The sequence below is a fragment of the Nocardioides sp. TF02-7 genome (assembly GCF_022437945.1).
Taxonomy (GTDB): Bacteria; Actinomycetota; Actinomycetes; order Propionibacteriales; family Nocardioidaceae; genus Nocardioides.
Map to the genome: position 1 here is coordinate 3,009,811 of NZ_CP092535.1, position 25,397 is coordinate 3,035,207.

The 25,397-nt window shown below is 73.9% G+C and carries 21 protein-coding genes and 6 pseudogenes; 11 read left to right on the top strand and 16 right to left on the bottom strand.

From position 1 onward, the window contains the following. Positions 1-45: 45 nt before the first annotated feature. The gene (locus MF408_RS15515) at positions 46-1,308 is read left to right on the top strand and encodes an arginine deiminase (RefSeq protein WP_240248452.1); all 1,263 of its coding nucleotides are present in this window, start codon (positions 46-48) and stop codon (positions 1,306-1,308) included. Next, positions 1,308-3,615 (top strand): annotated as a pseudogene (locus MF408_RS15520) (aldehyde dehydrogenase family protein). The gene MF408_RS15515 and the pseudogene MF408_RS15520 overlap by 1 nt, the downstream one beginning before the upstream one ends. Positions 3,616-3,658: 43 nt before the next feature. Here the strand turns inward: MF408_RS15520 and MF408_RS15525 are convergent. Next, positions 3,659-4,307, bottom strand: a pseudogene (locus MF408_RS15525) (response regulator transcription factor). Beyond that, positions 4,304-5,383 carry a histidine kinase gene (locus MF408_RS15530; protein WP_240248453.1) on the bottom strand — a complete coding sequence of 360 codons (1,080 nt, stop codon included), beginning with the start codon at positions 5,381-5,383 and terminating at the stop codon, positions 4,304-4,306. Before MF408_RS15530 ends, MF408_RS15525 begins: the two are co-directional and overlap by 4 nt. A 247-nt stretch (positions 5,384-5,630) precedes the next feature. Here MF408_RS15530 and MF408_RS15535 point away from each other — a divergent pair, with 247 nt between their 5' ends. Then, a complete protein-coding gene (locus tag MF408_RS15535; protein WP_240248454.1) occupies positions 5,631-6,281 on the top strand; it encodes a hypothetical protein in 651 nt (216 codons plus the stop codon). On the opposite strand, the pseudogene MF408_RS15540 reads toward MF408_RS15535, so the two are convergent. Together MF408_RS15540 and MF408_RS15545 are read right to left on the bottom strand one after the other, a co-directional pair. Next, positions 6,244-7,308, bottom strand: a pseudogene (locus MF408_RS15540) (putative manganese transporter); the annotation flags it as partial. The gene MF408_RS15535 and the pseudogene MF408_RS15540 overlap by 38 nt on opposite strands. Positions 7,309-7,508: 200 nt before the next feature. After that, the gene (locus tag MF408_RS15545) at positions 7,509-8,435 is read right to left on the bottom strand and encodes a manganese catalase family protein (RefSeq protein ID WP_240248456.1); all 927 of its coding nucleotides are present in this window, start codon (positions 8,433-8,435) and stop codon (positions 7,509-7,511) included. A 610-nt stretch (positions 8,436-9,045) separates the two neighbouring features. Here MF408_RS15545 and MF408_RS15550 point away from each other — a divergent pair. After that, positions 9,046-9,447 carry a bacterial transcriptional activator domain-containing protein gene (locus MF408_RS15550; protein ID WP_240248457.1) on the top strand — a complete coding sequence of 134 codons (402 nt, stop codon included), beginning with the start codon at positions 9,046-9,048 and terminating at the stop codon, positions 9,445-9,447. A gap of 20 nt (positions 9,448-9,467) precedes the next feature. On the opposite strand, the gene MF408_RS15555 is transcribed toward MF408_RS15550, so the two are convergent. Further along, positions 9,468-9,809 carry a DUF3140 domain-containing protein gene (locus tag MF408_RS15555; protein WP_240248458.1) on the bottom strand — a complete coding sequence of 114 codons (342 nt, stop codon included), beginning with the start codon at positions 9,807-9,809 and terminating at the stop codon, positions 9,468-9,470. A 104-nt stretch (positions 9,810-9,913) separates the two neighbouring features. Here MF408_RS15555 and MF408_RS15560 point away from each other — a divergent pair, with 104 nt between their 5' ends. After that, positions 9,914-10,555: a UdgX family uracil-DNA binding protein gene (locus tag MF408_RS15560; RefSeq protein WP_240248459.1), complete on the top strand. Its 642-nt coding sequence runs from the start codon at positions 9,914-9,916 to the stop codon at positions 10,553-10,555. Positions 10,556-10,672: 117 nt separating this feature from the next. Here the strand turns inward: MF408_RS15560 and MF408_RS15565 are convergent, their stop codons facing one another. Next, complete coding sequence (locus MF408_RS15565; protein WP_240248460.1) at positions 10,673-11,416, bottom strand: hypothetical protein; 744 nt, start codon at positions 11,414-11,416, stop codon at positions 10,673-10,675. Between the two features lie 902 nt (positions 11,417-12,318). On the opposite strand from MF408_RS15565, the gene MF408_RS15570 reads away from it, so the two are divergent. Continuing rightward, positions 12,319-13,086, top strand: coding sequence for a methyltransferase domain-containing protein (locus MF408_RS15570; protein WP_240248461.1), 768 nt, complete (start codon positions 12,319-12,321; stop codon positions 13,084-13,086). A 6-nt stretch (positions 13,087-13,092) separates the two neighbouring features. Further along, on the top strand, positions 13,093-13,395 hold the full coding sequence (locus tag MF408_RS15575) for a GNAT family N-acetyltransferase (protein WP_240251955.1): 303 nt from the start codon (positions 13,093-13,095) through the stop codon (positions 13,393-13,395). Here MF408_RS15575 and MF408_RS25615 read toward each other — a convergent pair. The 3 genes and pseudogenes from MF408_RS25615 to MF408_RS15585 all read right to left on the bottom strand — a co-directional run bounded on the left by MF408_RS25615 (position 13,392) and on the right by MF408_RS15585 (position 15,294). Beyond that, positions 13,392-13,739 carry a hemolysin III family protein gene (locus MF408_RS25615; RefSeq protein WP_275693188.1) on the bottom strand — a complete coding sequence of 116 codons (348 nt, stop codon included), beginning with the start codon at positions 13,737-13,739 and terminating at the stop codon, positions 13,392-13,394. The genes MF408_RS15575 and MF408_RS25615 overlap by 4 nt on opposite strands. Positions 13,740-13,833: 94 nt before the next feature. Next, positions 13,834-14,133, bottom strand: a pseudogene (locus MF408_RS25620) (hemolysin III family protein); the annotation flags it as partial. Between the two features lie 102 nt (positions 14,134-14,235). Beyond that, complete coding sequence (locus MF408_RS15585) at positions 14,236-15,294, bottom strand: AIM24 family protein (protein WP_240248462.1); 1,059 nt, start codon at positions 15,292-15,294, stop codon at positions 14,236-14,238. Between the two features lie 113 nt (positions 15,295-15,407). On the opposite strand from MF408_RS15585, the gene MF408_RS15590 reads away from it, so the two are divergent. Then, positions 15,408-16,181 (top strand): isoprenyl transferase, encoded by a 774-nt coding sequence (locus tag MF408_RS15590; RefSeq protein ID WP_240248463.1) that lies wholly within the window; start codon positions 15,408-15,410, stop codon positions 16,179-16,181. Between the two features lie 34 nt (positions 16,182-16,215). Here the strand turns inward: MF408_RS15590 and MF408_RS15595 are convergent, their stop codons facing one another. Further along, the gene (locus MF408_RS15595; RefSeq protein WP_240248464.1) at positions 16,216-17,619 is read right to left on the bottom strand and encodes a sugar transferase; all 1,404 of its coding nucleotides are present in this window, start codon (positions 17,617-17,619) and stop codon (positions 16,216-16,218) included. 481 nt (positions 17,620-18,100) lie between these two features. Here MF408_RS15595 and MF408_RS15600 point away from each other — a divergent pair, with 481 nt between their 5' ends. Further along, positions 18,101-18,526 carry a hypothetical protein gene (locus MF408_RS15600; protein WP_240248465.1) on the top strand — a complete coding sequence of 142 codons (426 nt, stop codon included), beginning with the start codon at positions 18,101-18,103 and terminating at the stop codon, positions 18,524-18,526. Here the strand turns inward: MF408_RS15600 and MF408_RS15605 are convergent. The 6 genes and pseudogenes from MF408_RS15605 to MF408_RS15630 all read right to left on the bottom strand — a co-directional run. After that, positions 18,510-19,844 (bottom strand): DUF4910 domain-containing protein, encoded by a 1,335-nt coding sequence (locus tag MF408_RS15605; RefSeq protein ID WP_240248466.1) that lies wholly within the window; start codon positions 19,842-19,844, stop codon positions 18,510-18,512. The genes MF408_RS15600 and MF408_RS15605 overlap by 17 nt on opposite strands. Next, complete coding sequence (locus tag MF408_RS15610; protein WP_240248467.1) at positions 19,841-21,229, bottom strand: glutamate-1-semialdehyde 2,1-aminomutase; 1,389 nt, start codon at positions 21,227-21,229, stop codon at positions 19,841-19,843. Before MF408_RS15610 ends, MF408_RS15605 begins: the two co-directional genes overlap by 4 nt. An 88-nt stretch (positions 21,230-21,317) precedes the next feature. Further along, on the bottom strand, positions 21,318-21,872 hold the full coding sequence (locus MF408_RS15615) for a PIG-L deacetylase family protein (RefSeq protein ID WP_240248468.1): 555 nt from the start codon (positions 21,870-21,872) through the stop codon (positions 21,318-21,320). 49 nt (positions 21,873-21,921) lie between these two features. Further along, a complete protein-coding gene (locus MF408_RS15620; protein ID WP_240248469.1) occupies positions 21,922-22,755 on the bottom strand; it encodes a sugar phosphate nucleotidyltransferase in 834 nt (277 codons plus the stop codon). Between the two features lie 33 nt (positions 22,756-22,788). Next, complete coding sequence (locus tag MF408_RS15625; protein WP_345893954.1) at positions 22,789-23,286, bottom strand: methyltransferase C-terminal domain-containing protein; 498 nt, start codon at positions 23,284-23,286, stop codon at positions 22,789-22,791. Positions 23,287-23,365: 79 nt separating this feature from the next. Further along, positions 23,366-23,956: pseudogene (locus MF408_RS15630) on the bottom strand (methyltransferase domain-containing protein); the annotation flags it as partial. Positions 23,957-24,275: 319 nt separating this feature from the next. On the opposite strand from MF408_RS15630, the pseudogene MF408_RS15635 reads away from it, so the two are divergent. Together MF408_RS15635 and MF408_RS25625 are read left to right on the top strand one after the other, a co-directional pair. Beyond that, positions 24,276-24,929: pseudogene (locus tag MF408_RS15635) on the top strand (SDR family oxidoreductase); the annotation flags it as partial. 259 nt (positions 24,930-25,188) lie between these two features. Beyond that, on the top strand, positions 25,189-25,320 hold the full coding sequence (locus tag MF408_RS25625; RefSeq protein ID WP_275693189.1) for a hypothetical protein: 132 nt from the start codon (positions 25,189-25,191) through the stop codon (positions 25,318-25,320). Positions 25,321-25,397 lie beyond the last annotated feature (77 nt).

Sequence of the window (25,397 nt, forward strand, 5' to 3'; positions counted from 1 at the left end):
GGGCGTCGTGGACCGGAGGCGGAGGGGCCGGGAGGAGAGGCAGTCATGACCGAGCAGGACCGCTCCCCGAGCGCCGCCTACGGCGTCCACTCCGAGGTCGGCGTGCTCCGCAAGGTGCTGGTCTGCGCACCCGGCCTGGCCCATCGGAGGCTGACGCCGACCAACAGCGACGAGCTGCTCTTCGACGACGTGCTGTGGGTCGAGAGCGCCCAGCGGGACCACGCCGACTTCGTGGCCACCCTGACCGGGCGCGGCGTCGAGGTCGTGGAGCTGCACGACGTGCTGGCCCGGACGATGGAGCAGCCCGGCGCCCGGGACTGGCTCCTCGACCGCAAGATCACCGCCAACCAGGTGGGCCTCGGGCTCGTCGACGACACCCGGGCCTTCCTCGAGGGGCTCCCTCCGGACCGGCTCGCCGAGTACCTGATCGGCGGGCTCGCCACCTCCGACCTCCCCGACGACTTCCGGTCGGGTTACGTCGCACTGGCCCGAGAGGCGACCGGTGCGCGGGAGTACCTGATGCCGCCGCTGCCCAACACTCTCTACACGCGCGACACCACCTGCTGGCTCTACGGCGGCGTCACGCTCAACCCGCTGTACTGGCCGGCGCGGCACGACGAGACGCTGCTGATGAAGGCCGTCTACCGGTTCCACCCGGACTTCACCGGGGCGACGGTCTGGTGGGGCGACCCGGAGCGCGACTGGGGCGAGGCGACCTTCGAGGGCGGCGACATCATGCCCGTCGGCAACGGCGTCGTGCTGATGGGCATGAGCGAGCGGACGTCGCGGCAGGCGATCACCCAGGTCGCGGCCGCCCTCTTCGCGGCCGGGGCGGCGCAGCACGTCGTGGTCGCCGGCATGCCCAAGCTGCGGGCCGCGATGCACCTCGACACGGTCTTCACGTTCGTCGACCGGGACGTGGTGACGCTCTACCCGCGGATCATCGACGCCGTCCACACCTTCTCGCTGCGCCCCACCGACGCCGCCCCGGGCGTCGAGGTGGTCGACGAGGCGCCGAGCGCCTTCACCGACGTCGTCGCCAAGGCCCTCGGGCTCTCGGCCCTCCGGGTGATCGAGACCGCCGGCGACGTCTACGAGTCGGAGCGGCAGCAGTGGGACAGCGGCAACAACGCGGTCGCGGTGGAGCCCGGCGTCGTCTTCACCTACGACCGCAACACCCGCACCAACGACCTGCTGCGCGAGGCCGGCATCGAGGTGCTCCCGATCGTGGGCGCCGAGCTCGGCCGGGGGCGCGGCGGCGGCCACTGCATGACCTGCCCGATCATCCGTGACCCGGTGGACCTGTGATGCCGGTCCGACCGTCGTACGCCGGCCGGGCGCTGCCCGCCGCCCTCGCCGCGCTCGCGCTGGTGGTCGCGTCGTGCGGCGACGAGGCCGACGGCGGCGGCGACGACCCGCCGGCGACCTCCGACAGCCCGCCGGCGGCGCCGGCCGGGACCTACGTCGCCGAGCAGGTCGAGGGGCACGACCTGGTCGAGGGCACCACCCTGTCGCTGACGTTCGCCGACGGCGTGCTCGCGGTGCGGGCGGGCTGCAACACGATGACGGCGGGCTACCGAGACGACGGTGGCGAGCTGCGGTGGGACCGGGCGGTCGCGAGCACCCGGATGGCGTGCGACCCCGGTCTCGAGGAGCAGGACGACTGGCTGACCGGCCTGTTCACCGACGGGATGACGGTCGAGGACGACGACGCCGCCGACCTGGTGCTGACCTCCGGTGACGTCAGGATCGAGCTCCGGCGACAGGGCGACGACGCCGCCGGCACCGAGACGTCCGGTCCGCGCGTGCGGCTCAACGGCCGGTCGGAGGCGGAGCCCGGCACCGTGGTCGTGCTCAGCGTGAGCAACCTCGGGACGGACCTCGACACCTACCGGCTGACGGTCTCGCCGCCCGGGGCGGGACGGGTCGCGCCGCGGCACCTCACCGTGGAGCCGGGCCGCAGCGGCAAGGTGCGGGTGGGGGGTGCGGCGCACGCCGCTGACCGTCGAGGTCGAGAGCGCCGCCACCGGGCCGGGCGCCGACGCGTTCACCATCCGCTGACCGGGCGGTTCTGTTCCCCGTTCCGCCGCAGTAGGTTCGGCGACGTGACCACCGAGACGGACCCGGCGCCGCCCGCCGGCGCCACCGAGACCTTCGACTCCCTCGACCCGGCCACCGGCGAGGTCGTCGGCACGCACCCCGTCCACGACGCGGCGTACGTGCGCGCCGCGGTCGAGCGGGCGCGCATCGAGGCCGCCTGGTGGGAGAGCCTCGGCTTCGACGGCCGCAAGGAGCGCCTCGGCGCGTGGCGGCGGCTGGTCGTCGAGCGGATGGCCGAGCTGGTCGCGCTGGTGCGCCGGGAGACCGGCAAGCCGCACGGCGACGCGACGCTCGAGGTCACCCTCGCGCTCGACCACCTCCACTGGGCCGCCGCCAACGCCGAGAAGGTCCTCCGGCGGCGCAGCGTGCCGTCCGGGCTGCTGATGGCCAACCAGGCCGCCAGCGTGGCGTACCGGCCGCTGGGCGTCGTCGGCGTCATCGGGCCGTGGAACTACCCCGTGTTCACCCCGATGGGCTCGATCGCCTACGCCCTCGCGGCCGGCAACGCCGTCGTGTTCAAGCCGAGCGAGTACACCCCCGGTGTCGGCGCGTGGCTGGCCGCGACGTTCACCGAGGCAGTCGGCCGGCCCGTCCTGCAGGTCGTCACCGGCCACGGCGACACCGGGGCCGCGCTCTGCCGGGCCGGTGTGGGCAAGGTGGCGTTCACCGGCTCGCCCGCCACCGGCCGCCGGGTGATGGCGGCGTGCGCCGAGACCCTCACCCCGGTGCTGATCGAGGCCGGCGGCAAGGACCCGCTGATCGTCGACGAGGACGCCGACGTGGCGGCGGCCGCAGAGGCGGCGCTCTGGGGCGCCTGCTCCAACGCCGGCCAGACCTGCGCCGGCGTCGAGCGGGTCTACGTCCACGAACGCGTCCACGACGCCTTCCTCGACGAGCTCACCGCACAGGCGCGGCGCATCACCGCCGGCCCCGACGGGGCCGGTCGGCCCGATCACCATGCCGGGCCAGCGCGAGGTGATCCGGCGCCACATCGCCGACGCCCTCGCCCGCGGCGGCCGCGCCGTCGTCGGCGGCGTCGACGCGGTGGGGGAGCGCTACGTGCAGCCGACCGTGCTGGTCGACGTCCCCGACGACTCGACCGCGGTGACCGAGGAGACCTTCGGTCCGACGGTCACCGTCACCAAGGTGCGCGACATGGACGAGGCGGTCGCCCGCGCCAACGCCACGTCGTACGGACTCGGCTCGACGGTCTTCGGCAAGGCGCGGGCGATGGAGGTCGCCGAGCGGCTGCGAGCCGGGATGACCGCGATCAACGGGGTGATCAGCTTCGCCGGGGTGCCCGCGCTGCCGTTCGGCGGCGTCGGCGACTCCGGCTTCGGCCGGATCCACGGGCCCGACGGGCTGAAGGAGTTCACCTACGCCCACGCGATCGCCCGGCAGCGGTTCCGGCCCGCGCTGGCGCTGACCACCTTCCGCCGCACCGCCCGCACCGAGCGGGCGCTCACCGCGGTGGCCCGCACGCTCTACGGTCGCCGCGGGCGGTCGTCAGGCTGAGAGTGACCCAGGGGTCACCCTCACCCTGACGACCTCGCCCCGCTCACCCGACGAGGCCGGTGTCGTAGGCGAAGATCACCAGCTGGACGCGGTCGCGGACGCCGATCTTCTGGAGCAGGTGACCGACGTGGGTCTTGACGGTCGACTCGCTGAGGTAGAGCCGGCCGGCGATCTCGGCGTTGCTCTCCCCGTGGGCGACCAGGCGGAGCACCTCGGTCTCGCGGCCGCTGAGCCGCTCGGAGGCGGCGCAGCCGGTCGGGGTCGGCGCGGCGGCTGAGCTGGCGGTCGACCAGCCGCCGGGTGATCGTCGGCGACAACCGCAGGTCGCCGGCGTGGACGGCGCCGATCGCCTCGACCAGGTGCTGGCGGGGGAGGTCCTTGAGCAGGAAGCCGCTGGCGCCGAGCTGCAGCGCCCGGACGACCAGCTCGTCCTCGTCGAACGTGGTCAGCACGACGACCTTCGTGGGCGGGGGCTCGTCGGCGAGCAGCTGGCGGGTCGCCTCCAGCCCGTCCGTGCCCGGCATCCGGACGTCCATCAGGGTGACGTCGGGGCGCAGGTCGCGGGCCAGCCGCACCGCCTCGTCGCCGTCGGCCGCCGTGCCGACCACGTCGAGGCCGTCCTGACGGGCGAGGATCGAGGCCAAGCCGTCGCGGATCAGCTCCTGGTCGTCGGCGACCAGCACCCGGATCACGGGGCTGCTCCCTCACGCACGGGCACGGTCACCCGCACGCGGAACCCGGCGCCGTGCGGGCCCGCCTCGACGCGGCCGCCGTGGGCAGCGACGCGCTCCGCCATGCCGGCGAGGCCGTGGCCCCCGGACGGCAGCCCGGTGCCGAGGGCCGGTCCGGGGTCGGTGACGGTCAGCTCCACGTCGTCGCCGGAGGCCGCGATCGTCACGACCGCCTCCGCGGCGGCGCTGTGCTTGACCGTGTTGGTGAGCGCCTCTTGCACCACCCGGAACAGCTGGCGCCCGACCTGCGCCGGCAGCCGCGCCGCGGCCACGTCGCCCCGGCGGCGTACGACGACGTCGAGGCCGGCGCCGCCCATCACCGCTGCGAGGGTCTCGAGGTCGGCCAGGCCCGGTTCACCGGCGGGAGCGTCGGCGTCGCGCAGCACGCGCACCATCGAGCGGAGGTCGGCCAGGCCGCGGCGGCCGGCCTCCTGCACCTCACGTGCGGCCGCCCGCGCCCGGGCGGGGTCGTCGGCGATCGCCTCCTCGCACGTCTCCGCCTGGACCACCGCGACCGTCAGGGTGTGCGCGACCACGTCGTGGAGGTCGCGGGCGAGCCGGATCCGCTCCCCGGCGACTGCCAGCCGGGTGGTGGCCTCCCGTTCCCGCTCGAGCGCCTCGTTGAGGCGGCGCAACGCGGCCGCCTGGTCGGCGAGCCGGCCGACGACGGCGCCGAGGCCGGCGGCCGCCGAGGTGTAGAAGAACGGGAAGACCAGCTCGGCGAGGTCCTCGGGCAGCGCCTCCCGCATCGCGGTCACGACGCCGACCAGCACCACGCCGACGCCCAGCACCGTCGTCCGGAGCGGGCCGGTCCGGCCGAGGGAGTACGTCGCCACCAGCACCGCGACGAACGAGCCGAAGGACAGGCTGCCGCCCAGCGCGTCCTGCACCGGCAGGGCGACGGCCACCAGTGCGGCGGCCGCCAGCGGACGCGCCCGGCGCAGCAGGAGCGGGAGGCCCAGCCCGAGCCCGGTGGCCGCCAGCGCCAGGTCGGACCCGGTCCACGGCTCCTCCAGACCGAGCCGGGTCTGCGACACGACGACCACGAAGACGACCGGGCCCCAGAGCGCCGTGGTCTCCCCGCACCCACCGGTCGCGCGCCCACGTCATGCCACGGAGCGTAGGGCCGCCCGTCGTACCTCGTGGTCGTTCTGAGGTACCGCGAGGACGGCACCGTGGTGCCGTCTCTCGAGCCCCTGCGACCGATGGCGCGGCGGCGTCGCCGTCGCAGGCTGGTGGCACCGCGGCGGCCGTGGAGGCCGTCGCCGACCTCGAGGAGGAGACATGGACACGTCGCTGGACACTTCCCGGGACACGCAGCCGGACACACCGCCGGGCCTGGTCCGCAGCGCCGGCCGGGCAGCGCTGGGCGGTGGGGTGCTCGGGCTGGTGTCGCTGGTGGTGGTGATCGCCGGCGAGACGCGGGACGGGAGCGGCTTCATGTCCACGACCGCGGCCGCGCTCGCCGGGTGGGCGGGTTTCGTCGCCGCGGCGCTCCTGGTGGTCGGCCTGATCGGGCTGGCGGTGCGCCACGCCGGCGTCCTCCCGGCCGCCGGGCGCGGGGCCCTCCTCCTCCTGGGGCTCGCGACCGCCCTGACCGTCGGGGCGTCCTCCACGCTGGCGCTCGTCGTGCCCACGCTGGCCGACCGGGCCCCCGACCTGGTCGAGGACCCGCCCACCGCGGTGCCGCCGACGTTCATCTTCAGCGGGCTGGTGATGGGGGGTCTGCGCGATCGTGCTCGCGGTGGCGCTGCGCCGCGCCGGGGTCGTGCCGACGACCCTCACCACGCTCCTGATCGTCGGTGGCGTGGTGACGATGGTGCCGCTGCCGTCGCGGTTCTTCCTGCTGTCGCTGGTCGTGGGGCTGCTCGCGCTCGCTCCGGAGCCGCAGAGGTCGTCAGGGTGAGAGTGACCCAGGGGTCACTCTCACCCTGACGACCTGGCCGCGGTGCCTCAGCCGCCGAGCAGCAGCACCCCCGTGCCCACGACCAGGGCCGGCACCGTGGTGATCACCGTGGCCAGCATGGCCGAGCGGGTCTCGACCGCCAGCAGGGGCAGCAGCGCGTCGCCGTCCTGGCTGATGCTGTTGGCGACCAGCGTGGAGAGCGGCATGCCGCCGGCGATGAAGATCCCGGTGAACACGATCTGCACCCCGCAGCCGGGGATCAGCCCGATCGTCGCTCCCACCACGACGCCGAGCAGGCCGAGGACGGGGGAGCTGGGTGCCGTCGAAGCCGGTGACGTGCTCGAGCACGGCCCAGGCGACGTAGGCGACCGAGACCCACACCGTGATGAAGGCGACCTCCTGGCCGCCCTGCCGCAGCACCTCGGCCGTGGAGGAGGGGTGTGCGGTGCGGGCGTCGTCGTCGGCGACCTTGCAGCCGCCGTGGACGAAGGCGACCAGCGACACCGCGGCCCCGGCGAGGCCGAGCGCGAGGTAGGGATCGACCCCGCCCAGGAACGCCTGCCCCACCAGCGCGGGGTCGAACAGCCGGAACGTCGCCGGCACCGCGACCACGGCTGCCGCCGCCAGCGAGGCCCAGAGCAGGATCGGCACCGCCCCGACGCCGGCGAGGGGGACCGGCGCGGCGAGGGCGCCGTCCGGCGTGACCGCGAGGCGTGCGGCAGCGGACGCCGGCACGGCCGACCGCGGCCGCTCGCCCTGGCGGTACGCCGTGCCCGCGCGGGCACCGGTCGGGGCCGGGGCGCCGCCGGGGTCGGGCGGCGCGGTGTCGATGCCGAGCCGGTCGACCCGCAGCCGCGGGGCGATGCCGAGCGCGTCGACGACGTAGCCGGTGACGGCGCCCGTCGCGAGCAGCAGCAGCTTGAGCTGGAGGGTGAGCGTCGGGTCGGCCGCGAGCAGCAGCCAGGTCGCGTCCCCCATGGTGGCGACCAGGGCCGCCACCGCGGCGCCGTAGGACACGGCGCCGCGGGCGTAGAGCGCGACCACCACGATCGCCCCCGCCGCAGCCGGGCGGCATCGTGAGCGCGGCGGCCAGCAGCGGCCCGAGCCGCCGGTGGCGCACCAGCGCCGCGTCGAGGCGCCGCCCCCACCGGTAGCGGGCCCAACCGAACGGCGCCACCAGCAGGGCGACGAAGACGCCGACCTGCATGAACGCGTCGGCGAGCGGGCGGAGAAGCACCTCGGTCATCGGTCCGGCCTCAGTCGTCGTCGCTGCCGGTCAGCTTCTCCTTGGCCTTGCTGAGCAGGTTCTCCGCACCCTGCACGTAGGCCCCGCCGGCGGTGCCGGGCTTCCCAGGGCCCATCGACCCGTCGTACGTCACGAAGTGCAGCGGGTTGGGCGGCGGCGCCTGGTTGACGTCCTCGCCCAGCGGCACGCCCGGCTCGGCCTGGATCTGGTGGTCGCCGATGAGCGTCGTGCCCTGCGCCCAGCGGCCCTCCGGGGCCGCGCTGCCCTCGGTGAACGTGTAGAACGTGTGACCCGGCTCGGTCAGCTCCTCGTCGGCGTGGGAGTCCTCGATCCCGTCGGTGAACCCGTCCTCGATCAGCTGCTCGATGCCGAGCAGCCACTGCTGCTGGTGGAAGGTGTCGCGGGCGAGATTGAACCGCAGCATCTCCTTCACCCCGGGGTCGTCGGTCATGTTGTAGACCCGGGCCGTCTGCAGGCGGCTCTGGGCCTCGGCGGCCACGTTGTGGCGGAAGTCGGCGAGCAGGTTGCCGCTGGCGACGATGTAGCCGGCGTTCCACGGCACGCCCTGGCTGTTGGTCGGCATCGCCGAACCGCCGGACACGATGGCGTGCTGCACGTTCTGCCCGCCGAGCACGGCGGCGAGGGCGGGGTTGGCGGCCGCGGCCTGGGCCTGGGTCTCCGACGGCGCACCCTCGAGCAGGCGGGCCATCATCGTGCAGAGCATCTCGACGTGCCCGATCTCCTCGGTGCCGATGTCGAGGATCATGTCCTTGTACTTGCCGGGGACGCGGCAGTTCCAGCCCTGCCACAGGTACTGCATCATCACCGTCATCTCGCCGAACTGTCCCCCGACGAGCTCCTGGAGCTTGCCCGCGAAGAGGGCGTCCGGACGCTCCGGCTTGGCGTTGAACTGCAGCTGCTTGGTGTGTCGGAACACGAGTGCCTCCGTGGGGTCGGGGGCGCTGGTCGCCCCGTCCTCGCCCACGGTGGCGGGGCCGCGTGGCGCCGCCGTGGCCCGCGGCGTACGCCGTGGCGTCGCGGGCGCCGTCGCAGCCGCGTCACCGTCGCGCCACTTCTTCTCGGGCGGTGACCGGATACCGGGGGCGCGGCGGGGGAACCTGTCCCTCTGTGCCGGGCGGCCGGAGGCCGCTCGGGACCTCCGGGTCGAGAGCGCGGCCCGTTGGCGAGGCACGGCAGAGGGGAACCGCCGATGGCCGGAACCGGAGCGGTCCGCCCGCGGCTGCAGGTGCTGGGTGACTTCCAGGCCAGCTGCGGCGGTGAGCCGCTGCACGTGCCCCACGCCGGTCAACGGGTGCTCGCATGCCTGGCCGTGCTCCACCGGCACCGGCCGGTGCGGCGTACGACAGTCGCCGAGCGGCTGTGGCCGGACGCGCCGCCCGGCCGGGACACCTCGACGCTGCGGTCGGTGCTCTGGCGGCTCCCGCGGCCGCGCGGACGGCTGCTGGTCAGGTGCAACGCCACGACCATCGAGCTGCACGAGGACGTCGAGGTCGACCTCTGGGGAGTCGGAGCAGGTCGCGACCGGCGTGTGCGCGGACGAGCGGCGTTCGACGACGGTGCCGGACCTGCTTCCCCTCGAGGACGACCTGCTGCCCGACTGGGACGAGGAGTGGCTGGCGATGGAGCGCGAGTCGTTCCGCCAGCTGCGGCTGCACGCCCTGGAGCGGGTGGCGGCCGAGTCGTGCGACCGCGGCCGCTTCACCGACGCCCTCTCGGCCGGCCTCTGCGCGGTGCGGTCCGAGCCGCTCCGGGAGAGCGCCCACCGGACCGTGATCGCGGTGCACCTCGCCGAGGGCAACTTCGCTGAGGCGCTGCGGCAGTACGACGGCTACCGGCGGCTGCTCGCGCACGAGCTCGGCCTGCCGCCCTCGCCGGCGATCGACCGGATGCTCGGGCCGCTCCTCGACCGGCCCGCCGACCTGCGCTGACGGGGGAGGCTCTCCGGGGGCTAGTCCCGGGGCGGCTTGAGTGGGTCGTGACCGATGTTCATCAGCCGGCGGCGCCACCGGTCGTCGCCGGCGGTCGGCTCGAGGTCGTCGCGCCGCTGCGAGGCGACCTTGTCGACGACCCGGCGCATGACCTCGACGTCGTCGGGGTTGAGGTCGGAGCGCCGCTTGCCGAGGATGTCCAGCACCCGGTGGCCGAGGTGGGGCCCGGCCTGGTCGGGGAGCTCCTCGGTCTCCTCGCCGGCGCCCTGGACCGCGAGCCAGTCGCGGAGCTCGCGGGACGTCATGTTCACCACGGTGTGGAAGTTCTCCCAGAGCACGTCGTCGACGATGCTGGTGGCCACGGTGCCTCCTCGGGATCGGGTGTGGCTGTCCCGGGGCGGTACCCGCGGACGGCAGGGCGTCATACGTCCGTGGTCGGATCGGTGCGGGTGGGTACCGCGCCGGCATGGCCGAGGAGCGACCGGGCGCCCAGCAGTGGGTGCCGAGCGACCCCACCCTGGCGGACCTCCGGTCCGCCGTGCAGGAGTGCCGCGGTTGCGAGCTCTACCGGGACGCGACCCAGGGCGTGATGGGGGAGGGCCGGCCCGACGCGCCGCTGGTGCTGCTCGGCGAGCAGCCGGGCGACCGGGAGGACGTCGAGGGGGAGCCGTTCGTCGGCCCCGCGGGCAAGCTGCTCGACCGGGCGCTCGGCGACGCGGGGATCGACCCCGACGACGTCTTCCGCACCAACGTGGTCAAGCACTTCCGCTGGAAGGGGCTGCGCGGCAAGCGGCGCATCCACCAGTCGCCGCACAAGGCCCACGTCGAGGCGTGCGGACCGTGGCTCGACGCCGAGCTCCGGCTGGTGCGCCCCACCGGCGTGGTGCTGCTCGGCGGCACCGCCGGCAAGGCGGTCTACGGCTCCTCGTTCAAGGTGGGCGAGACCCGCGGCCGGCTGATCGAGTGGCCCGACACCAGACCGCTCGCCCACCAGCCGGCCTGGGTGCTCACCACGACCCACCCCTCCGCCGTGCTCCGCACCGACGACCGGGACGCGGCGTACGCCGCCCTCGTCGACGACCTCCGCGTCGCTGCCGCCCAGCTCTGACCCACCCGGCTCGTCTCGGCAGCTGTAACGCGCCGACCCGGCGCGTTCCGGCAGCTGTCAGGGGCCGACCCGGCGCGTTCCCGCGGGCGGGTGTGCGGGGAGACGGGCCGGGTCGAGCTAGGACTGCGGCCTGATCGGCGGCTGGCCGCCGTCTCGGGCGGCGTTGAGCACCGAGATCTTCTGCCACACCTTCCGCTCCAGCGACACGGTGAGGTTCTCGACCGTGCTCACGGTTTCGAGCACGAGGCCGTCCCGCGACTCCTCGGCACACAGCGCGGCGGCCTTGCCGATCAGGCTGAGCAGCTCGGAGCAGTAGTCGAGGTAGTGCTCGAGCTCGCGTCGGTCGAGATCCATGGCCACGCTGGCCGACGTCGGCTGGAACGACGGTCGGAGGCGTTCGGGGTCCTTGGTGAGCTGGTGCATGTCGACGATGTGGGCGAGCGATCGGAGCCGGTGGAGCAGGCCGAGCAGTCGCGAACGCTGCAGCCGCTCCGGCACCGAGGCGAGGAACCAGATCGCGATCGCCGCGAAGACCAGGTCGTTGACTGCGCTCTCGAGCAGCGGCAACCACTGGAGGCCGTCGTCGGGTCCGTCGGTCGCCGCGGAACGGGCCACCATCACCAGGACCGCGCCGGTCACCAGCACGACCGCGACGATCCCGAGCCTCGACACGGGCCGCAGCCACGATCGCCGGTCGCGCACCGAGGCCGTCGACGACGCGACCGCGGCCACCAGCGACTCGAGCTCGTCGGCCACCCCGAGCAGGCCGCGGCCGGGGAAGCGCGCGGCGATCCGCTCCTGCAGCCGCCGCACGGTGGCCAGCACCGGCTCGGCCTGCACCTTCTCGAGTCCTGCTGCCACGGCCGCAGCCTAGAGGCATCGCGAGCTGCGGCGACCCGGCTCGTCTCCGCACCGAGAACGCGTCGACCCGGCGCGTCTCCGCACCGAGATCCCGCCGACCCGGCGCGTCTCCGCACTCCTGACGTGAAGGAATGCGCCGGGTCGGCGCCTTACAGCTGCGGAGATGCGCCGGGTCGGCGCCTTGCGGGGTGCGGGGATGGGACGGGTCGGCGCCTTACAGCTGCGGAGATGCGCCGGGTCGGCGCCTTAGGGGTGTGGGGATGCGCCGGGTCGGCGCCTTGCGGGTGCAGGGATGGGACGGGTCGGCGCTTTACGGGTGCGGAGATGCGCCGGGTCGGCGACGTACGCTGGCGCGGTCATGACCGCTCCGCACCACACCGCGCCCGCGCACCACACTGCGCCCGCGCAACAGGCTGCGCCCGCGCAACAGGCTGCGCCCGCGCAACAGGCTGCGCCCGCGCACCACACCGCGCCCGGGCACGACGGCGGGCCCGCGCGACAGGGCGTGCAGGTGCTCGACTGCCGGTACTGGGAGGCGGGGGTCTGCCGGTCGTGCGCCTGGTTGGGCAGGGCGTACGACGCGCAGCTCGCGGCGAAGCAGGAGGCCGTGCGGGCCGTCGTCGACCGGCCGGGCCTCACCTGGCTGCCGCCGGTGGCGAGCCGCCCGGAGGGGTTCCGCAACAAGGCGAAGATGGTGGTCGGCGGGGCGACCGAGGAGCCGACGCTCGGCATCCTCGGGCCGGACGGCGGGGTCGACCTGCGCGACTGCGCGCTCCACACGCCGGGGATCGTCGCGGCGCTGCCGGTGCTGGCCGGGTGCGTGGCGCGCGCGGGCCTGCAGCCCTACGACGTCGGGTCGCCGCTCCCGGTCGGCCGGCGGGGGCGAGCTCAAGCACCTGCTCGTGACCGAGTCGCCCGACGGCGAGCTGATGGTGCGCTGGGTGCTGCGGTCGACCGCGGCCCTCGCCCGGGTCGAGAAGCACCTCCCGTGGCTGCGGGCCGCGCTGCCGCAGGTGCGGGTGGTCACGGTCAACGTGCAGCCGGAGCACCGGGCGGTGCTCGAGGGCGACCGCGAGCTGGTGCTGACCGAGGAGCAGACGCTGCCGATGCGGCTCGACGGCGTCACGCTCCACCTGGGTCCGCGCAGCTTCTTCCAGACCAACACCGCGGTCGCCGCCGCGCTCTACCGCCAAGCCCGCGCGTGGGCCGACGAGCTGGCGCCGCGGACCGTGGTGGACCTCTACTGCGGCGTCGGCGGCTTCGCCCTCCACCTCGCCGCGCCGGGGCGCCGGGTCACCGGGGTGGAGATCAGCGCCGCGGCCGTCGAGGCGGCCGCGCGCGGGCGCGACGACCTCGGCCTGTCGCCGGAGCAGGTGCGGTTCGTGGTGGGCGACGCCACGTCGTACGACGTCGGGCCGCCGCCCGACCTGGTCGTGGTCAACCCGCCGCGGCGCGGCCTCGGCGCCGACCTGGCCGGCTGGCTGGAGCGCTCCGAGGTCCCGCACGTGCTGTACTCGAGCTGCAACCCGGCCACCCTGGCGCGCGACCTCGCCGCGATGCCGTCCTACCGGCCCGCGCGGGCCCGGGTGCTCGACATGTTCCCGCAGACCTCCCACCTGGAGGTCCTGACCCTCCTCACCCGCACCCGACCGGCAAGGACCAGCCCGTGACCCCCGATCGACCTCTCCCACGACCCGGCCGCCCGGCGCTACGTCGCCCGGGTCGGCGGCGCCCCGGCCGGGTACGCCGAGTACGTGCTCACCGACGAGCTCGTGGTGTTCACCCACACCGAGGTCGACCCGGCGTTCGAGGGGCAGGGCGTCGGCTCGGCCCTGGCGCGGTTCGCCCTCGACGACGTGCGGGCCGCGGGCGGGCGCAAGGTGCTGCCGGTGTGCCCCTTCATCAAGGCGTGGATGCGGCGTCACGAGGACTACTACCCGCTGCTCCACAACGTGCCCGAGTCGACCGCCCGCGACTAGCGGAGGGAGTACGTCGCCAGCGAGACGCCGACGTAGTGGGCGACGAACGCGAGGATCGTGAAGGCGTGGAACACCTCGTGGAAGCCGAAGTACCGCGGCCACGGGTCGGGGCGCTGGAGGCCGTAGACGACGCCGCCGACGGTGTAGAGGGCGCCGCCGACGACGATCAGCACGAACACCGCGACGCCGATGCCGACGCCGAGGGCGAGGGCGCCGTCGAAGAAGTGCGGGATGAAGAAGATCGCCGCCCAGCCGAGCGCGATGTAGATCGGCGCGGACAGCCAGCGCGGCGCGGAGGGCCAGAACAGCTTGAACGCGACGCCGAGGAGGGCGCCGGTCCACACCACCGTCAGGGAGCAGCACCCGGTCGAGGCCGTCGAGCAGGATCAGGCTGAACGGCGTGTAGGAGCCCGCGATCATCAGGAAGATGTTGGAGTGGTCGAACCGGTTGAGGATCGTCCACACCCGCGGTGACCACGTGCCCCGGTGGTAGATCGCCGAGACGCCGAACAGCAGCGCCGCGGTGCCGGCGTAGAGCGCCGACCCGATGCGGGTCGTGGCGGTCGGCGACATCGCGACGAGGACGATCCCCGCGGCCAGGATCACCGGCGTCGACGCGAGGTGCAGCCACCCGCGGAGCCGGGGCTTGACGTCCGCGATGGTCTCGCTGATCTGGTCGCCGAGGTGGTCCAGGCCCGCGCGGACCCGGGAGTTCGCGTTGTTGAAGGCCTGGGACATGCCGCCAAGGCTATCCGGCGTCCCCAGCGCCCCGGCCGCGCTCGGGACGGTGATCCCGGCCACGGTACGGCGACCGGTCGCCGCGCCGGGCCGGGGCCGGCGTCAGTGGTTGTGGGGCGGGACGACGGCGCCCTCCGAGGGCTGCACGATCACGAACCCGTGACCGCCGAACGCCACCTGGAACGCCTCGCCCGAGCCGCGGCCGATGAGCGCGCCCGCGGTGAACGAGGAGGTGATCGAGGTCTGCAGGTCGATCGACCAGGCCACGATCGCCTGCATGTCGGCGAAGGTCGGGGCCTCCGCCGCGTCGAGCACGACCGGCTCGCCGTCGGTCGTGATCGCCACCCAGCCGGTGCCGCGGAGGGTGGTGTTGAACAGGCCGCCCGCGGCGATGCTGCCGCCCTTGACCCGCTCGATGTTCCAGTCGAGACCGTCGGAGAACGCGAGCACGTTGGCGCCGTTGACCGAGATGCCGCTGCCGTTGAGGTGGAGCACGTGGACGTGCCGCGCGCCCTCGGCGAGGAACACGTCGCCCTGCCCCTCGACCCGCATGAGCGGCAGCCCCTCGCCCGTGAGCGCCTTCTTGAAGAACTTCGCGGCGCCGCCCGAGCCCTGGTAGGCGAAGGACACCTGGCCCTGGTAGGCGACCATCGCGCCTTGGCGGGCCATGAACGGCCCGGTCATCCGCACCCGCAGCAGCTTGTTGTTCTGCAGCGACGGGCCGGGGCCGGTCTCCTTCTCCGAGAACCGGCCGTCGATGAGGTCGCCGGAGATGCCGCCGGGGCCGGCGGGCGCTCCGCCGCCCCCGACGTACGGTCCGCCCCCGCCGTACGGCGCGCCCACCGGCTGCGCCACGGGCGCGGCGGCCGGGGGTGCCTGCTCGAACGCCGGCTGCTCCGCGTCCTGCGCCGGCTGGTCGCCGACCACCCGGGTCTCGCCCACCCACGCGTCGCCGTGGTCGGCCGGCTGCTCGGCTGCGGGGCGGTCGTCGTGCGCCTCGGCCGCGTGCGTGCCGGCGTGGGCGCCGGGCTCCTCCGGGGGCGCGAGCGGCGCGACCGACTGCACCCCGCCGTCGGAGACGTGCTCGGTCCACTGGGTGCCGTCCCAGAAGCGGAGCTCGTGTCGGCCGGTGGGGTCGGGGTGCCAGGCTGCGGCGGTCATCGGTGGTACCTCTCTCTGCGGTCGGTGCGTCGTCGCGCGGGGCCCATGGTGTCAGCCCGGCCCAGCACCCCGGAAGCGTCTCGGGGAGCGGGTCGCGCGGCTAGGCTTGGCGGGTGGTCGACTGGAAGCGCGGCGTGCGGCGGGTCCTCTACCCGGCGTACGAGGCCCGGGTCCTGCGCCGCATGCCCGACAACCTGCCCAAGCACGTCGGGGTCATGCTCGACGGCAACCGGCGGTGGGCCAAGGCGGTCGGCCGCGACACCGCGCACGGCCACCGGGCCGGCGCGGCCAACATCGAGCCGCTGCTGACCTGGTGCGAGGAGATCGGCATCGAGGTGGTCACGCTGTGGCTGCTGTCGACCGACAACCTTAACCGGCCGCCCGCCGAGCTCGAGCCGCTGCTCGAGATCATCGCCGAGGCGGTCGACAGCCTGGCCGACCAGGGGCGGTGGCGGCTCAACCCGGTGGGGGCGCTCGACCTGCTGCCCGACGCGACCGCGAAGCGGCTCAAGTCGGCGGCGGAGGCGACGGCCGACGTCGACGGGATGATCGTCAACGTCGCCGTGGCGTACGGCGGCCGGCGGGAGATCACCGACGCCGTGCGGTCGCTGCTGATGGAGCACGCCGGCAAGGGCACGTCGTTGGAGGACCTGGCCCACATCGTCGACCTCGAGCACATCGAGGAGCACCTCTACACCAAGGGCCAGCCCGACCCCGACCTGGTGATCCGGACCTCGGGCGAGCAGCGGCTCGGCGGCTTCCTGCTGTGGCAGAGCGCGAAGTCGGAGTTCTACTTCTGCGAGGCCTACTGGCCCGACTTCCGCCGGGTCGACTTCCTGCGGGCGATCCGGGCCTACGCGCTGCGCGAGCGCCGCTTCGGCGCCTGACCGGCTTCGTCGGTCCCGCTGCGGGGGCACCCGGTCAGTACGCGCCCCGGTGCGACAGCACCGCCCCGAACGTGCGCAGCACGATCCGGAGGTCCAGCGCCGGCGACCAGTTGTCGACGTAGGCCAGGTCGAGCTGCACGGACTCGTCCCAGTCGAGGTCGGAGCGCCCGGAGACCTGCCACAGCCCGGTGAGGCCGGGCTTGACGGCGAGCCGGCGCAGCGCGTCGGCGTCGTACTGCGCGACCTCCTGCGGCAGCGCCGGCCGCGGGCCGACGAGGGACATCTCGCCGCGGACGATGTTGACCAGCTGGGGCAGCTCGTCCAGCGAGTAGCGGCGGAGGACGCCGCCGAGCCGGGTGACGCGCGGGTCGGCGCGGATCTTGAACAGGAGCCCGGCTCCCTCGTTGCGCTCGGCGAGGTCGTCGACCTCCTCTTCGGCGGCGGTCCGCATCGTGCGCAGCTTGAGCATCGTGAACGGGCGCCCGTCCCTGCCGATCCGCACCTGGCGGTAGAGCGCCGGCCCGGGGGAGTCCCGGCGGACGGCGAGCATCAGGGCGGCCAGCAGCGGCAGCAGGGCCAGGAGCGCGAGGGCGGCCACCAGCCGGTCCGCGGCGTCCTTGGCCACCCGCGCGGCGCTCCGGGACGGCACGCTGCCCACCCGCACCATCCGCATCCGCCCGGCGCGGGTGAGGGCCGTGCGGGAGGGCGCGACACCGCGCAGCGCGGTGTCGACGTAGAGGTCGACCCGCGTCGGTGCGAGCTGCCACCCGAGCCGCTGCAGGTCGCGGGGGCCTGCCCCCGGCCCGGGCAGCACGAGCACGCCGTCGGCGTCGTGCAGCGCTGCCGTGGCGGGGAGGGCGGCCAGCGGGTGCTCGTCCAGCAGGTGGGTGCCGACCACGGTCGTGGGTGCGCCGCCGGCGCGCTCGAGCTCGCCGATCGCGGCGGACACGGCGGGCCCGGCGCCCGCGACGACCAGGCGGACCGGCCGCCGGCGTACTGCCGCGGTCGCGACCGCACCGAGCGCCGAGTTCGCCGCCAGGGTGGCGGTGAGGGCGAGCAGGGCGCGGGGCGGCGCCCCGAGGCCGACGACGGCGTCCAGGACCCAGCACCCGAGCCCGAACAGCGCGCCCGCCCGGAGGGCGGCCCGGACGCCGCGGCTCGCGTCGACGACCGCTGTCGGACGGCACCCGGAGCAGCAGGCGAGGTGGAGGAGGAGCCAGGAGCCGGCGACCAGCGCGGCCGCCCCCGGGTCGACCCCGCCGGTCCACGCCTGCAGCACCACCAGCCCGAGGCCGACGGCGACGAGGGGTGCCAACGGGCGCAGCCACCGGAGGGTCAGCCGGCGCCGCGGAGCGCGGCTCGCCCGCGCGGCCCGCGGCCTGCGGCGCACCGCGAGCGCGTCGTTGCCGACGGGCGAGGTCAGCGACGGGGTGGTCATGGGGAGCAGGTTTCCGCCGCCGGGGCCGTCCGCGGGTGGAGAAGCGGCACCGGATACCCAGAACTGGTCAGGACCGCCGCCGTCGACTTCCCATCCGGAGAACCGCGTGCACATAATCGCGGCGACCACGCGCCTGACCGGGGAGAGCCCGTGAAGAAGTCACTCGTCGTCCTGCTCGTCCTCGCCGTCGCGAGCCCGCTGACCGCGCTCCTCGCCGCGCCCCCGGCGTCGGCCGCGCCGTGCCGGGACCCGCGGTACACGACCACCGACCCCAACGGGATGTGGATCCCGGGCCGGCTGATCGTCCACAACAACATGTGGAACGCGTCCGGCTACGACATCCGGCAGCGCCTCGTGGCCTGCTCGCCGTCGAACTGGTACGTGACGGCGACCGCCGACAACCGGAGGGGCGACGGTGCGGTCAAGAGCTATCCGAACGTGCACCGCGACTACCACTTGGAGCACCGGTCACGAGCCGCGGGTGACCCGGTTCCGCACGATCTACAGCCGGTGGCAGGCGCGCACGCCCAAGGTCGGGATCTACAACGCCGCCTACGACATCTGGCTCGACGGCGTTCCCGGCGACCACGAGGTCATGATCTGGACGCACAACCGCAAGCAGGTCCCCGCCGGGTCGGTGGTCCGGCGTTCGGTCAAGCTCGGCAAGTACCGGTGGACGGTCTGGGCCACCTCCGACAACGGCTACATCGCCTTCGTGCCGAAGCGCAGGCTCGACCAGGGCACGATCCGGATCCGCCGGATGCTCGGCTGGCTGATCTCGACCGGTCGCCTCGACCGCGACGTCACGCTCGGCCAGATCGGCTTCGGGTTCGAGATCGTGTCGACCGGCGGCCGCGCCGCCCGGTTCAAGGTCGACCGCTTCAGCGTCGTCAGCCGGCGGAGGTGAGGGCGGGCGAGCAGTCGTCGTCCGCGGCGAGCAGCCCCGCGCCGAGCAGCGCGTCGGCAGCGGACCGGATCGCGGCGAACGGCAGGCCGGCCCGGTCGGCGATCTCCAGCAGGCTCGCCGTGCCGTCGGCGTAGGCCAGCGTCCACAGCATCGCCATCACGGCGTCGGACGCGGTCTTCCCGCCCATCGTCGGGTAGAGGCCGCGCTTGCCGAGCTGGGGCTCGCCGTAGGGGCTGAGGTTGGTCACGACCTCGTCGCGCTCCAGGACGTCGAGGATCTCGGTCAGCGCGGTCAGCGACTCCTCGAGCTCGTCGTCGGTCACGAAGTCGAGGTCGTCCGCCGAGGTGTGGTACTCGGCGTACTCGCCGTGGGGCGTGCGGGTGAGCCGGCCCACCGGGAGGTCGAACCCGACGGCGTTGAACTGCCGCTCGTCGTAGCCGTAGGGCGTGTACGCCCGCACCTCGCCGCCGCGGTGGCCCACGACGTGGGCGGCGGCGTCGTCGACCGGCCGGTCGCCGTGCCGGGTCTGCTTGTAGACGAGCGGGCCCCCGCCGCCGAGGCCGGTGATGACGAGCCCGTGCCGGATCCGGGGGACCACCCCGGGGTTGCGGCTGAGCCAGGCCAGCGAGCCGATGGTGCCGGGGGCGAACAGGAACCGGTACGAGAGCCGTCTCCGCGGCAGCGCCGCCAGGTGCCGGACCAGCTCGGTCGCCACGGCGAGACCGGTGAGGTTGTCGTTGGCCATCGAGGGGTGGCAGAGGTGGCAGCTGACGAGCACCTCGTCGGCGGACTCGCCGCGCAGCAGCACCTCGCCGTAGACCAGCTCCCCGGGCGCCAGCGTGGTGTCGACGGTGACGTCGTAGTGCCCGGGCCGGAGCTGCTCGAGCACGCGGTGCGGGAGGCAGAACCCCCAGTCGCGGTGGTAGTACGTCGTCCGGTACGGGATCCACGCGGGGTGCTCCGGCAGGCTGTGCAGGTGGGGGAGCAGCTCCTCCAGCGAGAGGCGGGCGCGCACCGGGGTGCTGTAGCTCACCAGGTGCAGGGTGTGGTCGGCGAGGTCGACGACCCGCTCGCCGTCCGGGCCGTCGATCCAGGCGCCGCGGACGTTCCACTCCTCGCCGACGGTCCAGTCGAACACGTCCGTCCCGGACGGGACGGCGGTGCGCTCGAGGGCCGCTCCCGGCGGCAAGGCCTCCTCGACCAGGTCGAGGGTGCGTCGTACGCCGTCGCCGGTGATGCTGCGGCAGATCGGGTACGCCCGCGTCATCAGGCCGCGCATCCGGGCCCGCGCGGACGGGTGCTGGCCCCGCCCGGTCACCCGTGCTCCCCGTCCGCGACGGGCGTCCGGAGCCGACGCGGGTGGGCCCGGGCCCGCAGCGCCGGCGCCACCGGGCGGCCGTGGAGCAGCCCCTGCGTGGATCCCTGCTCGACCGCCCGTGCGTAGACCGGGAGCGCCCGGCGCACCGCCTCGACCGTGCGATCGAGGTCGGCGTCGGTGTGGGCCGCGGAGATCACGAACGACTGCCCGAGCACCCCGTGGCGGAGCAGCTCCTGGAGGAACAGCGTCCGGTACTCCTGGGAGGGCCGGCCGTGGTGGTCCCGGGTCGTGAAGACCAGGCACGACGGGCGCCCGAGCACCTCGACGTGCGCGGACAGCCCGGCCGCGGCGACCTCGGCGGCCACGGCCTCCCGCAGTCGCGCGCCCTGCCGCTCCATGACGCCGACGACGTCCTGCTCGCGGTAGACCCGCGCGACGGCGAGGTACGCCGCCAGGCCGCCGGTCTCCGCGCCGTGGGTCGTCGACAGCAGGAAGACGCGGTCGGCGTCGGTGCGCAAGCCGCCGAGCTCGAGCAGGTCGCGACGGCCGGCGAGCGCCGAGATCGGGAAGCCGTTGCCGAGGGCCTTCCCCCAGGTCGAGAGGTCCGGGAGGACGCCGTAGGTGCCCTGGGCGCCCGCGGCCGACCACCGCATGCCGGTGATCATCTCGTCGAACACCAGGACGAACCCGTCGCGGTCGGCCAGGGCCCGCAGGCCCTCGAGGAACCCGGGTGCCGGCTCGCACAGCGCGGTCGCCGCCTCGAGGAACACGCAGGCGACGTCACCGGGGTGGTCGGCGAGGAGCCGCTCGAGGGAGCCGAGGTCGTTGTAGTCGAAGCCCAGCGTGAGCCGCCGCTCCTCGTCGAGGGTGCCGGCCGACATCGGCGTGGTGCCGATGAACCAGTCGTCGGTGGAGAAGAACGGCTGGCTGCGGCACACCGCGACGTGTCGCCGGCCGGTCGCGGCGCGCGCGAGCCGCACCGCTGCGGTCGTCGCGTCCGACCCGTTCTTCGCGAACTTCACCATCTCGGCGCCCGGCACCTGCTCGACGAGCGCCTCCGCCGCCTCCAGCTCCAGCACCGTGGGCCGCGAGAAGCTGACACCGTCGGCGATCGCCGCCGAGACGGCCCGCACGACCGGCTCGTACCCGTGCCCGAGCGTGACCGAGCGCAGCCCCATGCCGTACTCGACGAGCTCGTTGCCGTCGACGTCGACCACCCGGGCGCCGCGCCCGCGCACGAGCACCGGCGCCATCCCCTCCGGGTACTGGTCGGAGCCGCGTGCGTAGGTGTGCGCCCCGCCGGGCACGAGGTCGTGCAGCCGGTCCTGGGCGACCACCGACCGACCGAAGGTGACCGGCGCGGGCGCGGCGTCGACCTCGATCACGTCGCCGCCTCCGGGAGGTCGACCGACATCTTGGTGCAGTAGAACGCCTCGGCGTAGCGGTTGCGCGACTCCATGCCCCGGATCCGCATCAGGCCGAGGAACATCTCGTCGTCCCACCAGTCGCGGTCCAGCTGGCTGGGGAAGTACTTGTTGAGCAGCTCGACCTTGCGGCGCGCCCGCTCGTCGGAGGCGCGCGCGTAGACCTGGGGGAGGCGAGGTCGCCGTCCCACTTCGGGATCTCGTAGTGGAGGATCAGCGCGTCGCGCCAGACCGTGCCGGCGAGGGTGCCGACCAGGCGGTGGTCCTGGTGCGCGTCGTCGGTGCGCGGTGCCAGCACCAGGCCGGGCCGGCACGCCCGGGCCAGGCTCTCCAGCGCGTCCTTGGCGCCCTGCCAGTGCGCGGGGAGCCTGCCGTCGGGCAGGTGGGCGAAGTGCGTCTCGATCCCGGGCGCGAACTGCTCGAGCGCGGCCCGCGACTCGAGCTCGCGCTCGCCGCCGCCGGTCAGCACCAGCGCCGTGAAGCGCGTCGACGGACGCTCCGCGAGCCCGAGCAACGTCGCGCCGCACCCGATCTCGATGTCGTCGGGGTGGGCCCCGAGGCAGAGGACCTCCAGGGGCCCGGAGGGGATGGTCAGGCCTCTCACGGTCGGGTTCCTTCCTGGCACGGCGGCGAGGTGCGGACGACGGGAGCGCTCATGCGTACGCCGGCACCCCGTCGGCGACCGGCTCGATGCGCCGGTGGCCGCTGGAGCCATCCCGCCACAGCGTCCACGGGCTGACGCCGCGCTTGTAGCTGTCCTCGAGGACCGTCCGCTCCTTCAGCGTGTCCATGGGCGCCCAGAAGCCGGCGTACCTCACCGCGCGCACCTTGCCGTCGCGGGCCGCACGGACGCACCCGTTCATCACCAGGTCGTCGCCCTCGTTGAGGTAGTCGAAGATCCCCTGCCGGAGCGCGAAGTAGCCGCCGTTGATGCACATGGACATGTCCGCCACCGGCGTGAGGCCCGAGACCTGGCCGGCGTCGTCGAAGTCGACGACGTGGAAGGAGTCCTGCGGCTTCACCGCGAGGAACTGGGCGACGTTGTCGGTGTCGGCGAACTCGTCGATCAGGTCGTTCATCGGAGCGTCGGTCAGGACGTCGCCGTAGTTGGCGAGGAACATCTCGTCACCCTCGAGGTAGGGGCGCACGCGACGGAGCCGCTCACCGATCGCGGTGTCCATGCCCGTGTCGATGAAGCTGATGGACCACTCGCTGATGTCGGTGCTGAGCATCTCGACGTGCCGGCCGCCCTTCGTGATCACGAAGTCGTTGGACGCGGTCTCGCGGTAGTCCAGGAAGTAGTCCTTGACCGCTTGCGCGCCGTACCCGAGGCACAGGATGAACTCCGTGTGGCCGAAGTGCGCGTAGTAGCGCATCACGTGCCACAGGACCGGCCGACTGCCGATCGGCATCATCGGCTTGGGGAGCGACTGGTTGTCGGCGCGCATGCGCATTCCCAGTCCTCCGCAGAACAGGACCACCTTCATCGCGTACTCCGTCCTCGTCCGTCCACTGAGGGTCTAGAAGATCTCCAGCCGCGGCAGCGCCACGACCAGCTGTGCGCCCCACTCGCGCACGTACTCGAGCTGCGCCGTGATCTCGGCGCGCAGGTTCCAGGGCATGATCACGATCACGTCCGGCTTCTCCTCGGCCAGCCGCTCGACCGGGCTGATCGGGATGTGGGTCCCCGGCAGGAACAGGCCCTGCTTGTGCGGGCTCCTGTCGACCGCGAAGGAGATCAGGTCGGACCGCACGCCGCAGTGGTTCAGGAGCGTGTTGCCCTTGCCGGGCGCGCCGTACGACGCGACCTTCTTGCCGGCGCGGCGGCAGTCGAGGAGGAACCCGACGAAGTCGTCGCGGACCCGGCCGACCTGCTCTGCGAAGCCCGCGTGCCCCTCCAGGTCGTGCAGTCCCGCCGACCGCTCGTCCTCGAGCACCTTGGCCACGGCCGCGCTCGGAGCCCCGGCGTTCGCCGTCGGCGTGGACCACGTGCGCAGCGACCCGCCGTGGGTCGGCAGCTCCTCGACGTCGACGACGCTGGAGACCGGCGGTCGCGAGGACGCGTTGGGTGGTCAGGAGCGACAGGTACGAGTAGTGCTCGTGGTAGATCGTGTCGTACTCGTTGCCGTCGATGAGGCGGAGCAGGTGCGGGATCTCGATGCTCACGTGGCCGTCGTCCGCGACCAGCTCGCGCAGCCCCTTGCTGAAGTCGACGATGTCGGGCACGTGGGCGAAGACGTTGTTGGCGGCCACCAGGTCGGCCCTGCCGTGGATGTCGGCCACCTTGCGTCCGGTCTCCTCGCCGAGGAACATCACCTCGGTCGGCACCCCGTTCGCGACGGCGACCTCGGCGATGTTGGCGGCCGGCTCGATGCCCAGCGACCGGATCCCGCGGGCGACGCTGTGCTGCAGCAGGTAGCCGTCGTTGCTGGCGACCTCGACCACGAACGAGTCGTCGCCGAGGCCGAGGCGGTCGATCGCGTGCTCGACGAACCGCTCCGCGTGCCGCACCCAGGAGTCCGAGTACGACGAGAAGTACGCGTAGTCGCTGAAGATCTCCTCGGCCGGGATGTAGGCGGGCAGCTGGACGAGCAGGCACTCCGAGCAGACCCGCACGTGGAGCGGGTAGAACGTCTCGCCCCGGTCGAGCTGCTCGGCGGTGAGGTAGCTCTCGCACGGCGGCGACATCCCCAGGTCGACGAACGTCTCGGTCAGCTCCGCCGAGCACAGGCGGCAGTTCGGTGCAGTCACGCTGGATCCCCTTTCGCGGCGCCGACGACGCCGGGCCTCGGTCCACCACCCTCCGCGGGCCGGTCGGCGCCGGCAGGAGGATTCGGAGCACGGTCACCAGAAGTGGGTAGCGGCCCACCGGAGGGCGGCGACGGCCGCACGGGGACGGCGTACCGGAAACTGGGGATGCACCGGGCGACCGGCCGCAGGCACCGAGGGGTGCGTGCGAGGTTCGGCCCTGGCCGGGCGACCGCCCGCCTCGATCCCTACCGTGGAGGTGGAGAAGTGCGGGTCCTCGTCAACGGCGACCGCGGCTACATCGGCGCCGTGCTCGTCCCCCTTCTTCCAGGAGGCCGGCCACGACGTCGTCGGCCTCGACGCCGGCTGGTACGACGGCTGCGACTTCGGCACGTACACGCCCGACCACGAGTCGCGGACGGGGGACATCCGCGACGTCACGCCGGCCGACCTCGCGGGCTTCGACGCCGTCGTCCACCTCGCCGCCATCTCGAACGACCCGGTCGGCCACCTCAACCCGGCGGCGACGTACTCGGTGAACGCCGACGGCGCCGTGCACATGGCCCGGACGGCGAAGGCGGCCGGCGTCGGCCGGTTCCTGTTCTCCTCCTCCTGCTCGCTCTACGGGGCGGCGGGCGAGGCGCCCGTCGACGAGGAGGGTGCCTTCAACCCGGTCACGCCCTACGGCGAGAGCAAGGTCATCGCGGAGCGGGGGATCTCCGCGCTCGCCGACGACACGTTCAGCCCGTCCTACCTGCGCAACGCGACCGCCTACGGGTCCTCGCCCCGGCTCCGGGCCGACATCGTCGTCAACAACCTCAGCGGCACCGCGTTCACCGCGGGCGAGGTGCGCCTCCAGAGCGACGGCACGCCCTGGCGCCCGCTGGTGCACGTGGAGGACATCGCCCGCGCCTTCCTGGCGGTCCTGGAGGCTCCGCGCGACGTCGTCCACGACCAGGCCTTCAACGTGGGCCGCGACGCCGACGTCGTGCAGGTCAGGGACATCGCGCTCGCCGTCTCCGAGTTCTTCTCGGCGCCGGTGACGTTCGCGGAGGGCGCCTCCGCCGACAAGCGCGACTACAAGGTCGACTTCACCAAGATCTCCACCCCTGCTGCCCGGTTTCCGGCCCTGGTGGACGGTGTCCCGCGGCATCCAGGAGCTCGCGACGGACATGAACCGCCACGGCCTGGCGCGGGCCGACTTCGAGGGTCCCAGGTTCGTCCGGCTGCGCCGGATCGAGGAGCTGCGCTCGGCCGGCCGCATCGACGACCGGCTCCGGATGGTCGACGCGACCGTCGGGTGAGCGGCCGGCGGCCCGCGCCCGCTGCGCCGCGGCGCCGGGCACGCCTGCTGCAGGTGGTGGTGGTCGCGTCGCTGCTC

Excerpts from the sequence above, each read along its gene's own strand:
- MF408_RS15515 (WP_240248452.1), top strand. The coding sequence starts at position 46 with ATGACCGAGCAGGACCGCTCCCCGAGCGCCGCCTACGGCGTCCACTCC.
- MF408_RS15535 (WP_240248454.1), top strand. The coding sequence starts at position 5,631 with ATGGACACGTCGCTGGACACTTCCCGGGACACGCAGCCGGACACACCG.
- MF408_RS15560 (WP_240248459.1), top strand. The coding sequence starts at position 9,914 with ATGGCCGAGGAGCGACCGGGCGCCCAGCAGTGGGTGCCGAGCGACCCC.
- MF408_RS15585 (WP_240248462.1), bottom strand. The coding sequence starts at position 15,294 with ATGACCGCCGCAGCCTGGCACCCCGACCCCACCGGCCGACACGAGCTC.
- MF408_RS15595 (WP_240248464.1), bottom strand. The coding sequence starts at position 17,619 with ATGACCACCCCGTCGCTGACCTCGCCCGTCGGCAACGACGCGCTCGCG.
- MF408_RS15620 (WP_240248469.1), bottom strand. The coding sequence starts at position 22,755 with ATGAAGGTGGTCCTGTTCTGCGGAGGACTGGGAATGCGCATGCGCGCC.
- MF408_RS25625 (WP_275693189.1), top strand. The coding sequence starts at position 25,189 with ATGAACCGCCACGGCCTGGCGCGGGCCGACTTCGAGGGTCCCAGGTTC.